The sequence below is a fragment of the Cellulomonas sp. P4_B5_2 genome (assembly GCF_056402235.1).
In genome coordinates this window covers 1-11,479 of the sequence record NZ_JBFUHU010000082.1, presented here as the reverse complement: position 1 = coordinate 11,479, position 11,479 = coordinate 1, and the positions used below count along the sequence as shown (strand labels likewise).

Below are 11,479 nucleotides of genomic sequence, written 5' to 3'. Positions count from 1 at the left end.
TCGCTGGACACGCCGGTCCCGCGGGTTCGGAACAGCGACTCCATCTCGTCGAAGAACACCACGACCGGGTGCCCCTGCGACGCCTTCTCGCGGGCCCGGGCGAAGATCAGCCGGATGTGCCGCTCGGTCTCGCCGACGTACTTGTTGAGCAGCTCCGGACCCTTGACGTTGAGGAAGAAGCTCTTGGTGTCCGCCGTGTCCTCGCCCCGCGCGGCGGCGGCCGTGGCGGCCAGCGAGTGCGCGACCGCCTTGGCGATGAGCGTCTTGCCGCAGCCGGGAGGGCCGTAGAGCAGCACGCCCTTGGGCGGCTTGAGGCCGTGCTCGAGGAACAGCTCGGGGTGCAGGAACGGGAGCTCGACGGCGTCGCGGATAGCCTCGATCTGCGGACCGAGCCCGCCGATGTCCTCGTAGTCGATGTCCGGCACCTCTTCGAGCACCAGCTCCTCGACCTCGGCGCGCGGGATGACCTCGAACACGAAGCCGCTGCGCGAGTCGATCGTCAGCGCGTCGCCGATGCGCACGTGCGCGTCCCTGACCTGGCCGGCGAAGCGCACGACGCGCTCCTCGTCGCCGCGGCCGACCACCAGGGCGCGGTCGGTGCCCAGCAGCTCCTTCACGGTGACGAGCTCGCCGACCTCCTCGTAGCCACCGGCCTCGACCACGGTCAGGGCCTCGTTCAGCATGACCTCCTGGCCCGGCTGGAGGCGCGAGACGTCGAGGGACGGGCTGGCGCCGACGTGCATCTTGCGGCCGGAGGACACGATGTCCACGGTGCCGTCGGCACGTGAGCCGAGGAACGTCGCGTACGTCCCGGGAGGCTTGGCCAGGTCGTCCACCTGGCGCTTGAGGTCGATGATCTGCTCACGAGCGGCCACGAGCGCGTCGCTGAGCCGCTCGTTCTTGGCCGCGAGCAGAGAGAGCTCGCGGTGCAGGTCCCGCCCAGGGGCTGCCGGATCAGTCATCTCGTCGGCCTCCGTTCCGCATGGTGCGTGGTCGTCACTCCGTCCACCGTGCACCGCGCTGTGCCTGCTGGTCCGATGACCCTAACCACCAGTGTCAACCGTCGGCGCACGACGCGCGCGAGCCCGTTCAGATGGTGGGAGGCGCCTGGCCGACGTCGCGGCGCGCGCGGCGCAGCTTCTTGTCGGACACCAGCCGCTCCCCCATCGCCTCCGGCGACCACAGCTCGGAGTCGTCCACGGCGGGCGCGCCGTCGGGGGCCACCGGGTACGCGCCCTTGGCGGGCCGGCGACGCCGCTGCGGCGCCTCGACGCCGTCCGCGAGCCGTCGCGTGGTGATCAGGAAGCCGGTGTGCCCGATCATCCGGTGCTGCGGACGCACGGCCAGCCCCTCGAGGTGCCAGCCGCGCACCATCGACTCCCACGCCTCCGGCTCGGTGTACCGGCCGTCGCTGCGGATGTCCTCCGCCAGCCGCGAGAGCTGCGTCGTCGTGGCGACGTAGGAGATGAACACGCCACCGGGTGCGAGCGCCTCGGCGACCGCGTCGAGGTTCTCCCAGGGCGCGAGCATGTCGAGCACCACGCGGTCGATGGTGCCGGGCTCGGCCACGGTCGGCAGGACGTCCGACAGGTCGCCGACCGACAGCTGCCACGCCGGGTGGGGTCCGCCGAAGAACCCCTCGACGTTGCCGCGGGCGATCGCCGCGAAGTCCTCGCGACGCTCGATGGAGTGCAGCGAGCCGCCGTCGCCCACCGCGCGCAGCAGCGACATGGTCAGCGCGCCGGAGCCGACGCCCGCCTCGATCACACGGGCGCCCGGGTAGATGTCCGCCATGGCGACGATCTGGCCGGAGTCCTTGGGGTACACGACGGCGGCGCCGCGCGGCATGGACAGCACGTAGTCGGCCAGCAGCGGGCGCACCGCGAGGTACTCGATGCCGGCGGTGTTGCGGACCACCGAGCCCTCGGGCGCTCCGAGCAGCAGGTCGTGGCTCAGGTAGCCGCGGTGCGTGTGGAACGAGGCGCCCTCGGCGAGCGTGATCGTGTGCAGCCGCCCGCGCGGGTCGGTGAGCTGCACGCGGTCGCCCGCACGGAGGAGGCCGCGGCGTTGCGCGGCCCCGGTGGACGTCTGGTCGGGGTTCACGGTGCCCGAGTCTAGGAGCGGATGGCGGCGACGACGTCCATCGCGCGGATCAGCCCGACCACCCGACCGTCCACCATGGCGACGACCACGGGTGAGTGCTCGGTGGCGCGACCGACGGCGGACACGAGCTCCTGACCCGTGAGGAGCCCGTCGACGACGGCTCCGCCGGGCAGCGGGACGGCGACCGCGGTCACCGGGGTGGTGCCGGCCACGTCCGGCGGCACCGACGCGGCCGCGGCACGGTCGACGTAGGCCGCGGGTCGTCCGTCGGGCGACAGGATGACGACCTCCTCGGCGCCGGCCGACGCGGCGAGCGCCCCGGCGTGCGCGATCGACTCGGTGTGCCCGACGCCGATCGCCCGGCGGCCCACCGAGCTGACGGTGATCAGACCGACCGCCCGCTGCGTCCGGCCACCGCGCACGGCCGCGGAGGCACCCGACCACAGGAACGCGCCGATGAGCGCGCCCCAGACCACGTCGTAGAGATCCGGCTGCTGGTTCAGCGCCAGGGGCAGCAGGAGCGCCCAGGCGAACACGAGGATCGCGACGCCCCGGCCGACCCACCCGGCGGCGACAGTCCCGGTGTGCCGGTTCTTGGTCGCCCCCCACACGGCCGCCTCGAGCAGGTAGCCGCCGTCGAGCGGCAGCCCGGGGACGAGGTTGAACAGCCCGACGAACGCGTTGGTCAGGCACCCGGACCAGATGAGCAGCCCCACGAGGCTCCGCTCGTCCACGCCCTGCGCGACCGCGAGGAACCCTCCGGCCAGCACGAGGTTCGCGATCGGTCCGACGACCGCGATCAGCGCGCTGCTGCCCGGCGTCGGGGTGGCGCCGCCGAACGCGGTGTGCCCTCCCCAGAGCGTGAGCACGAACTCGCGCGGCTGCTGTCCGCGGGCGCGCGCCATGAGCCCGTGCGCCAGCTCGTGCACGAGGACCGAGGCGAACAGCAGGACGACGAAACCGAGCGCGACGACGTACACGAGCCCGCCGAGGTTCTCGGAACGGGCACGGACGGTCGGGGCGAAGATGAGGGTCAGGACCACCGCGGCGATGAGCCAGCTCGGGGCCAGGATGATCGGGGCGCCGACGGCGCGACCGATCACCCAGCCTGAGGATCGTCGTGCGGGGGGTCGGGAGGCGCTCACCGCTCAAGAGTAGGTGGGTCGCTGGCCGGTCGTGTCGGCGGTCGCGCCTACGCTCGAGGGGTGACGGTGCAGCATCTCGACCAGGACTCCCCCGACGTCTCGCCCGACCTCGGCGTGACGGTCGACGACGCGGTGGAGACGGCGATCGAGGTCGCCGTCGAGGAAGCCGTCACGGAGCGTCCCCCGTCGCGTCCGGGGCTGTCCCCCTCGCGCGCCAACGACTTCCTGCAATGCCCGCAGCTGTTCCGGTTCCGGGTGATCGACCGGCTCCCCGAGCCGCCTAGCTCGGCCGCGGCCCGCGGGACGCTCGTGCACGCGGTCCTCGAGCACCTCTTCGACCTGCCCGCCACCGAGCGCACCCTCGCGGCCGCGCACGGGCTGCTCCCCGACCAGTGGGCGACCCTCCTGGAGCGCTCCCCGCAGATCGGCGAGCTGTTCGCGGAGCCGGCCGACCTGGCCGAGTGGCTGACCAGCGCCGAGGTGCTGCTGGCGACGTACTTCACGCTGGAGGACCCCACGCGGATCGAGCCGCGCGAGCGCGAGCTGCTGGTGTCCACCGAGCTCGACGAGGGCGGCCCGCTGCTGCGCGGCATCGTCGACCGGGTCGACGTCGCGCCCAACGGGTGGGTCCGGGTGGTCGACTACAAGACCGGCCGGTCGCCGCGCGCGGGGTTCGAGAGCTCGGCGCTGTTCCAGATGCGCTTCTACGCCTACGTCATCTGGCGCACCCGCGGGGTGCTGCCCAAGCGCCTGCAGCTCGAGTACCTGGGTGACGGCGTCATCCTCACGCACGAGCCCACCGAGCCGGAGATGGCCACCATCGAGGCGCGGGTCCGCTCCATCTGGGCGGGCATCGAGGACGCGGCCCGGTCCGGGGACTGGCGTCCGCGGACGTCGAAGCTGTGCGACTGGTGCTCGTTCAAGGCGCTCTGCCCGGCGTTCGGCGGCACGCCGCCCGAGATCCCCGCCGGCGCGGTGGAGCGGTCGATCGGCGTCGTCCCCGCGGCCTGAGCGCGCTCGTCAGCCCGCGCGGCGCAGGTCGAGCACGTCGCCGCGCACCATGCGCGCCACGGCGGGGAGCGTGAGGTCCGTCAGCGACGCGATCCGGCTCAGCCCGGGCTGCGGGGCGACCGCCTGCAGCACCTCGATCGCCACCGTGCGAGCGCCCGACGCGAGCGCGCTGGCGATGCCGGCGTGCGAGTCCTCGACGGCGACGCAGTCCGCGATGTCCACACCGAGCAGCCGCGCCGCGGTCAGGTACGGCTCGGGGTCCGGCTTCGGCTGCGAGACCTCGTCGCCGCTCACCACGACGTCGAACATCCCCGCGGCCGCCGCGAACGGTTCGGCGAGCATCCGGAAGGACGAGGTGACCAGCGCCATGGGCACCCCGGCATCGCGCAGGTCGGCGAGCACCTGCTGAGCCCCCGGCTGCCACGGGATCCCCGCGGCAACGGCGGCGGCCACGCGGTCGTTGAGGAAGTCGACGATCGCGTCGGCGGACAGGTCGACGCCCCGCTCCTGCAGCCGCGCGGCGGACGCGAGCATCGGGTTACCGACCAGCGACAGGCCGTCCTGGTGCGTCCAGACACCGCCGTGGGCCTCGACGAGCTCGGTCTCGGCGCCGATCCAGTGGGGCTCGGTGTCGATGAGCGTCCCGTCCATGTCCCACAGGACGGCGGCGGGCAGCGTGAGGTCGGCGAAGGCGCGGGGCATCGCTCCATCGTACGAGCCCGCTCTCCCGTCGCCGACGCGCGAGCGGGCACGCCCGTCCGGGGTCGTCGCTCCGAGTCGCTCTAGGCTGGACGGATGAGCGAGACCCCACCGGCGGACCTCCCCGCCCGCGAGACCGTCCTCCTCGCCGCGTTCGAGGGCTGGAACGACGCAGGATCCGCGGCGACGCAGGCTCTGGAGCACCTGCACGAGGTGTGGGACGCCGAGCAGGTCGACGAGCTCGATCCCGAGGAGTACCACGACTTCCAGGTCAACCGGCCGGTGGTGGGGCCCGGCCTGGACGGCCGCCGCGAGATCACCTGGCCGACCACCGCGGTGGCCGTCGCGACCACCCCCGTCAGCGGGCGGCGGGTGGTCCTGGTGCACGGCATCGAGCCCTCCATGCGCTGGCGCCGGTACTGCACCGAGCTGCTCGACATCGCCGCCGGGCTCGGCGTCGACACCGTGGTCACGGTCGGCGCCCTCCTGGCCGACGTCCCGCACACGCGCCCGATCCCCGTCAACGCCACCAGCGAGGACGCCGACGTCCGCGACGTCTTCGGGCTCGAGCCCAACACGTACGAGGGGCCGACGGGCATCGTCGGGGTCCTCCAGCACGAGGCCGCGGCGCGCGGCCTGCGGTCCATGTCCCTGTGGGCGGCCGTCCCCCACTACGTCGCGCACCCGCCGTCGCCGAAGGCCACGCTCGCGATCCTGCACCGCCTCGAGCAGCTGCTCGGCGAGCCGGTGCCCCTGGGCGAGCTGCCCGACGACTCCGCCGCCTGGCAGCACGGTGTCGACGAGCTGGCCGCGGAGGACTCGGAGATCGGCGAGTACGTGCACCAGCTCGAGGAGGCCAAGGACACGGCCGACCTGCCGGAGGCGAGCGGCGAGGCGATCGCGCAGGAGTTCGAGCGCTACCTGCGCCGCCGCGACAAGGGCACCGGCGGCTAGAGGCGGATGCCCAGCAGGGCGTCGAGGGTGCGGCTGATCACGCCGGGAGCACCCTCGACCGGGTCGGCCGTGCCTGCCAGCGACAGGTGCGACCAGTCGTCGATCAGGGCCAGCGCGGTCGGGGTGTCGAGGTCGTCGGCGAGTGCCGCACGGACGCCCGCGAGCGTGCTGTCCGCGTCCGGTCCCCCGTTGCCCGACACCGCGCGGCGCCAGAGCTCGATCCGCTCCTGCGCCGAGCGCAGGGACTCGTCCGTCCAGTCCCAGTCGTCGCGGTAGCGGTGCGCCAGGATGGCCGCGCGTACGGCCATGGGGTCCACGCCCTCCTCGCGCAGGCGGGAGACCAGCACGAGGTTCCCCCGCGACTTGCTCATCTTGTGCCCGTCGAGCCCGACCATCCCGGTGTGCAGGTGGACGCGGGCGCCCTGGCCCTGGTCGAGCAGCCGGGCGTGCGAGGTGCTCATCTCGTGGTGCGGGAACTGCAGGTCGGAGCCGCCGCCCTCGACGTCGAAAGGCAGCCCGAGGGCGTCCCGCGCGATGACCGCGCACTCGATGTGCCAGCCCGGCCGACCGCGACCGAGCGAGCCGCCGTCCCAGGCGGGCTCGCCGGCACGCTCACGCCGCCAGAGCAGCGGGTCGAGCGGTGCGCGCTTGCCGGGCCGGTCCGGGTCGCCGCCCCGCTCGTGCGCGAGGGTGCGCATGGTGTCGTCGTCGAGCCCGGCGACCGCACCGAAGTCGATGTCGGCCGTGAGGTCCGCGTACACGTCCCCGAAGCCGTCGTCGACGAGCGCGTCGGGGGTGGGGACCCGGTAGGCCGCCCCTGCGGCGAGCAGCACCTCGACGGCCTCGACGACCGCGGGGATGACCTCGACCACGCCGGAGTACACGTCGGGCGGGATCACGGCCAGCGCGGTCATGTCCTCGGCGTACAGGGCGGTCTGCTCGGCAGCCAGGTCCCGCCAGTCGACGCCCGTGGCCGCCGCGCGCTCCAGCAGCGGGTCGTCGACGTCGGTGACGTTGGACGCGTAGCGCACGCGGTGGCCGGCGTCCCGCCATGCGCGGCCCAGCACGTCGAACGCGACGTAGGTCGCGGCGTGGCCGAGGTGCGTCGCGTCGTACGGGGTGATGCCGCACACGTAGAGCGTCGCGTCCTGACCGGCCGCCGCGACCACCAGCCGGTCGGTCGAGGAGTCGCGCACCTGCACGGGGAGACCTCGTCCGGGGAGCTGCGGGATGTACGGGGTGGGCCAGGTGAGCACGGCGGAAGCCTAACCGCGTCCCAAGGTCCACAATGCCCAGGTGACGCACGAGACCTCGATCGACGACCCCCGTGAGCGCGTCTGCGTGAAGACGTCGGACGGCTGGACCCTGCGCGCGCCGGGCGAGTCGTCGAGGGGTCCCCGGTGGGTGATCGTCGGGTCGATGGCCGACCTGCCCGACGCGGCCCGCCGGCACGGCATCGGTGAGCACGCGATCGCCCTTCTGCTGCACAAAGGGCCCGGCGCGCACCCGGCGTCGGCGGACCACCCGTTGCGTGCCCGGCTCGACCGGTCCCCGGACGGCGAGTTCGTGCTGACCGCGCCGACGCTCTCCTTCGTCGAGGCCACGAACGACGTGAACACGGGGGCGCTGACCTGCGTCGTCGGCAAGGACGTCGTCCTCATGTGCGAGCTGGGCGACGCCGACGTGATCGGGCACGCGGTGGAGAAGCTCACCGGCGGCTACCCGGTGCCGGACGAGGGCGTCCACCAGGTGCTCGCCGCGGTCGTGCTCTCGCTGGTCGCGGAGGCGTCCGACGTGGAGATCGCGCTCGGCGACGCGGTGGCGGACGTCGAGCGGCTGGTGTTCTCCTCGACCCGGCACCACAACCCGCTCGAGAAGATCTACGACCTCAAGCGCGAGATCGCCGAGGCCCGCCGCGCGCTCGGCCCGGTGACGTCCGTGCTGCCGGAGCTCATCGCCGAGGCCGAGGAGTCCCGCGAGCGCCGGCACTCCCAGCCGTGGCTGGGCCGCGCGGTCGCGTGGGTCGACCGCCTCGACAAGCATCTCGACGGCTACGACGACCTGCTGGGCGACATGCTCTCGGTGCACCTGTCGCAGGTGTCGGTCCGGCAGAACGAGGACGTCCGCAAGATCTCGTCCTGGGCGGCCATCGCGGCGGCGCCGACCCTCGTCGCCAGCATCTACGGGATGAACTTCCACCACATGCCGGAGCTGTCCTGGACGTTCGGGTACCCGCTGGCGATCGCCGTGATGGGCGGCGTCTGCTTCACGCTCTACCGGCTGTTCCGCCGGTCCGGCTGGCTCTGAGCCCCTACGTCGTGACGGGCGCGCTGTTGGCGTCGAGCGCGCCGGTGAGCAGCAGGATCACGACCAGCGCGGCGAGGCCGAGCCGGTAGTACACGAACGGCTTGTAGCTGAAGGTCGAGACGATCTTCAGGAACACGATGATGACGAGGTACCCGACGACGAAGGCGACGAGCGTCGCGACGAGGGTCGCCCCGAAGCCGGGCGTGCCGCCCTTGCCGAAGTCGTCCACGCTCTTGGCGAGCTGGAACAGCCCGGAACCGAACACGGCGGGGATGGCCAGCAGGAACGAGTACCGCGCGGCCGCCGACCGGGTGTAGCCCATGAGCAGCCCGCCGGTGATCGTGCCGCCGGAGCGGGACACCCCGGGGATGAGCGCGAGCGCCTGCCAGAAGCCGAACTGGACCGCGTGCCGGCCGGTGAGCTGGCTGAGCTCGCGCTGCTTGGCGCCCCGTCCGTCGGCCCAGCCGAGCACGAGCGCGAAGCCGGCGAGGGTCAGCGCGATGAGCCACAGGTTGCGGAACGTCTGCTCGATCGCGTCCTGGAACAGCAGACCCAGGATGACGATCGGCAGAGACCCGAGGGCGATGAACCAGGCCATCAGGGCGTCGTGGTCGGCCGTCTGCCCCGCCGGCATCCCCGCCCGCGACCGCCAGTCGGTGCCGTAACCACCCCGCAGCGCCCGCCACCATGCCGTCGCGATGCGCACGATGTCGTGCCGGAAGTACAGGAGCACCGCCGTCTCGGTGCCGAGCTGGGTGATCGCCGTGAACGCCGCCCCGGGATCGGACCCCATGAGGTCACCGACGATGCGCAGGTGCGCGCTCGACGAGATCGGGAGGAACTCGGTCARSCCCTGCACGAGCCCCAGAAGGATCGCTTCACCCAGTCCCATGGCCTCAGTCACGACCGGAACGATAGCCGGGGTGCGTTGCCGCGGATGACACGCGCGCGCCGATTAGTGTTGCGCCTCATGGAACAGCGCCACCTGGGCCGCACCGGTCTGCGGGTCTCCCGGCTCGGGCTCGGCACGATGACCTGGAGCCGCGACACCGACGCGCACGACGCGACGGAGCAGCTGCGGGACTTCACCGACGCCGGCGGCACGCTGATCGACACGTCGGCCTCCTACGCCGACGGCGGCGCCGAGGAGCTGCTCGGTGAGCTGCTCGACGACGTCGTCCCGCGCGACGAGGTCGTGCTCTGCACCAAGGCGGGCATCCGGCGCACCAGCAACGGCGGGGTCGTGGACGCGTCGCGCGGAGGGCTGCTCGCGTCGCTCGACGGGTCCCTGCGGCGCCTGCGGACCGACCGCGTGGACCTGTGGCTGGTGCAGACGCCCGACCCGCGCACCCCGCTCGACGAGACGGTGTCGGCGCTGCGGCTGGCCGTCACCAGCGGGCGCGCACGCTACGTCGGGCTGTCCAACCACGCCGGCTGGCAGGTGGCCCGCGCGGCCAGCCTGCTGGAGGGCGAGGTCGGCCTCACCGCGGTCGAGGCCGAGTACTCGCTGCTGCAGCGCGGCATCGAGCGCGAGGTGGTCCCGGCCGCAGTCGCGCTCGGTGTGGGCGTGCTCGCCTGGTCCCCGCTCGGACGCGGGGTGCTGACGGGCAAGTACCGGCGCACCATCCCCGCGGACTCGCGCGCGGCGTCCCCCCACCTGGCCGGCTTCGTCGAGCCCTACCTCGCGCGGGCGTCGGCGACGATCGTCGAGGCCGTGGCCACCGCGGCCGAGGGGCTCGAGCGCACGCCGCTGGAGGTCGCGCTCGCCTGGGTGCAGGCGCGGGGTGTCGCCTCGGCGATCGTGGGCGCCCGGACGGCGACCCAGCTGCGAGGGTCGCTGGCGGCCCAGGACCTCGTGCTCCCGGACGAGCTCCGGCGGGCGCTCGACGAGATCAGCGCGCCGACGCTCGGGTACCCCGAGCGGTTCTAGCGGGTGGTGGTCTCGTCGGCCAGGTCGTCGACGTCCGCGTCGTCGTAGTCCTCGTCGTCCTCGTCCTCGTCCTCGTCGTCCTCGTCGTCGCCGTCGTCCTCCTCGGCGAGGTAGAACGGCGTGGCCTCGCCGTGCACGGTGCCGAGGGCGTCGTCGTACACCTCGAACGCGTCGGCCAGGATGTCGTAGGCGTCGTCGACCGCGGGGTCGTCCTCGCCGTGCGGCGCGGCGACGGCGGTGTAGTGGGCCTCGAGGGCTGCGATCAGGCGGTCCAGCGCGGCACGCGGGTCGACGGTCATGCGATGACCGTAGCCTTACGCGAGGCACAATGGCAGCGCGTAAGGTTCTTCGGCACCAGCAGTGAGACGTGGGCGCAGAGCGCGCGGGACGGGGTGGTCGATGGCTTCGAGTCAGACAGGGACGAAGCGGCCCGACTGGGTCGCGCAAGGCGGTCAGTACGAGTACCGCGTGCTCCGGATCCCGGCGACGACCTCCCGGAACGACGCGCGGCGGATGCTGACCGAGCACGCGGAGCTGGGTCGGTGGGAGCTGTCACGGACGCTGCTGTTCGCCGGGGGCGAGCGCAAGGTCTGGCTGCGTCGCAAGGTCATCCGCGTGCGCAGCACCCTGGCGGAGACCTCGGACTAGAGCTCGTCGAGCGGCACGTCCTGCCGGGTGAGCCGGTCGGGCGCGATCTCCCGGCCGACGAGGCCGCGCAGCTGTTCGTTGACGTCCCAGACGTTGACGTTCATCGCGGCACGGACGCGCCCGTCCCGCAGCCAGAACGCGATGAGCTCACGGGTGCCCCGGTCTCCACGGATGACGACGGTGTCGTCCGCGTCGGCATACCCGACGTACTCCATGCCGAGGTCGTACTGGTCGGTGTAGAAGTACGGCTGCCAGTCGTAGACGGCGTCCTGCCCCAGGATCGACCGGGCTGCGAGGACGCCCTGTCTGATCGCGTTGTCCCAGTGCTCGACGCGCAGGCTGCGCCCGAGGGCGGTGTTGTGGGCGTTCGCCACGTCGCCCGCCGCGAGCACCGCCGGGTCGGAGGTGCGCAGGTGCTCGTCGACCGTGATCCCGGCCGCGGCGTCCGCCGCGAGGCCCGCCCGCACTGCGAGCCCCACGTTCGGTCCCGCGCCGACACCGACCAGCACCGTGTCGGCGGGCACGAGGTCGCCGCCCACGCGGACGCCCGTGACCCGACCGCCGGAGCCCTCGAACCCCGCGACCCCGACGCCCGTGCGCACGTCCACCCCGTGGTCCCGGTGCAGGGTGGCGAAGAACGCACCGAGCTCCGGGCCGAGCACGCGCAGCAGCGGCTGGGCGG

General features: G+C 73.1%; 13 protein-coding genes. 5 read left to right on the top strand and 8 right to left on the bottom strand.

Going from position 1 to position 11,479, the window contains the following annotated elements:
• The 3 genes from AC1DUQ_RS07825 to AC1DUQ_RS07815 form a co-directional block, all read right to left on the bottom strand.
• Nucleotides 1–962, bottom strand: a 962-nt coding sequence (locus AC1DUQ_RS07825) for an AAA family ATPase (protein WP_477073603.1), incomplete at its 3' end; no start/stop codon positions are given.
• 127 nt (nt 963–1,089) lie between these two features.
• Nucleotides 1,090–2,103 carry a tRNA (adenine-N1)-methyltransferase gene (locus tag AC1DUQ_RS07820; RefSeq protein ID WP_477062863.1) on the bottom strand — a complete coding sequence of 338 codons (1,014 nt, stop codon included), beginning with the start codon at nt 2,101–2,103 and terminating at the stop codon, nt 1,090–1,092.
• Nucleotides 2,104–2,114: 11 nt separating this feature from the next.
• Nucleotides 2,115–3,206: a site-2 protease family protein gene (locus AC1DUQ_RS07815; protein ID WP_477062862.1), complete on the bottom strand. Its 1,092-nt coding sequence runs from the start codon at nt 3,204–3,206 to the stop codon at nt 2,115–2,117.
• Between the two features lie 186 nt (nt 3,207–3,392).
• On the opposite strand from AC1DUQ_RS07815, the gene AC1DUQ_RS07810 reads away from it, so the two are divergent.
• Nucleotides 3,393–4,259, top strand: coding sequence for a RecB family exonuclease (locus AC1DUQ_RS07810; RefSeq protein WP_477062899.1), 867 nt, complete (start codon nt 3,393–3,395; stop codon nt 4,257–4,259).
• A gap of 9 nt (nt 4,260–4,268) precedes the next feature.
• Here AC1DUQ_RS07810 and AC1DUQ_RS07805 read toward each other — a convergent pair whose 3' ends face one another.
• Nucleotides 4,269–4,961, bottom strand: a complete 693-nt coding sequence (locus tag AC1DUQ_RS07805) for an HAD family hydrolase (RefSeq protein WP_477062861.1) — start codon at nt 4,959–4,961, stop codon at nt 4,269–4,271.
• Nucleotides 4,962–5,054: 93 nt separating this feature from the next.
• Between AC1DUQ_RS07805 and AC1DUQ_RS07800 the strand changes: the two genes are divergently transcribed.
• Nucleotides 5,055–5,912 carry a PAC2 family protein gene (locus tag AC1DUQ_RS07800; RefSeq protein WP_477062860.1) on the top strand — a complete coding sequence of 286 codons (858 nt, stop codon included), beginning with the start codon at nt 5,055–5,057 and terminating at the stop codon, nt 5,910–5,912.
• On the opposite strand, the gene mshC is transcribed toward AC1DUQ_RS07800, so the two are convergent.
• Nucleotides 5,909–7,168 carry a cysteine--1-D-myo-inosityl 2-amino-2-deoxy-alpha-D-glucopyranoside ligase gene (gene mshC / locus AC1DUQ_RS07795; RefSeq protein ID WP_477062859.1) on the bottom strand — a complete coding sequence of 420 codons (1,260 nt, stop codon included), beginning with the start codon at nt 7,166–7,168 and terminating at the stop codon, nt 5,909–5,911. The genes AC1DUQ_RS07800 and mshC overlap by 4 nt on opposite strands.
• 40 nt (nt 7,169–7,208) lie before the next feature.
• On the opposite strand from mshC, the gene AC1DUQ_RS07790 reads away from it, so the two are divergent.
• Complete coding sequence (locus AC1DUQ_RS07790; protein WP_477062858.1) at nt 7,209–8,219, top strand: CorA family divalent cation transporter; 1,011 nt, start codon at nt 7,209–7,211, stop codon at nt 8,217–8,219.
• A 4-nt stretch (nt 8,220–8,223) separates the two neighbouring features.
• On the opposite strand, the gene AC1DUQ_RS07785 is transcribed toward AC1DUQ_RS07790, so the two are convergent.
• Nucleotides 8,224–9,111 (bottom strand): undecaprenyl-diphosphate phosphatase, encoded by an 888-nt coding sequence (locus tag AC1DUQ_RS07785; protein WP_477062898.1) that lies wholly within the window; start codon nt 9,109–9,111, stop codon nt 8,224–8,226.
• A gap of 78 nt (nt 9,112–9,189) precedes the next feature.
• Here AC1DUQ_RS07785 and AC1DUQ_RS07780 point away from each other — a divergent pair, with 78 nt between their 5' ends.
• Nucleotides 9,190–10,149 (top strand): aldo/keto reductase, encoded by a 960-nt coding sequence (locus AC1DUQ_RS07780; RefSeq protein WP_477062857.1) that lies wholly within the window; start codon nt 9,190–9,192, stop codon nt 10,147–10,149.
• On the opposite strand, the gene AC1DUQ_RS07775 is transcribed toward AC1DUQ_RS07780, so the two are convergent.
• Nucleotides 10,146–10,448: a primosomal protein gene (locus AC1DUQ_RS07775; RefSeq protein ID WP_477062856.1), complete on the bottom strand. Its 303-nt coding sequence runs from the start codon at nt 10,446–10,448 to the stop codon at nt 10,146–10,148. The two genes, AC1DUQ_RS07780 and AC1DUQ_RS07775, sit on opposite strands and share 4 nt — an antisense overlap.
• A 100-nt stretch (nt 10,449–10,548) precedes the next feature.
• On the opposite strand from AC1DUQ_RS07775, the gene AC1DUQ_RS07770 reads away from it, so the two are divergent.
• On the top strand, nt 10,549–10,797 hold the full coding sequence (locus tag AC1DUQ_RS07770; protein WP_056094012.1) for a DUF5703 family protein: 249 nt from the start codon (nt 10,549–10,551) through the stop codon (nt 10,795–10,797).
• Here the strand turns inward: AC1DUQ_RS07770 and AC1DUQ_RS07765 are convergent.
• A partial coding sequence (locus tag AC1DUQ_RS07765; RefSeq protein ID WP_477073602.1) for an FAD-dependent oxidoreductase occupies nt 10,794–11,479 on the bottom strand: 686 nt, incomplete at its 5' end. The two genes, AC1DUQ_RS07770 and AC1DUQ_RS07765, sit on opposite strands and share 4 nt — an antisense overlap.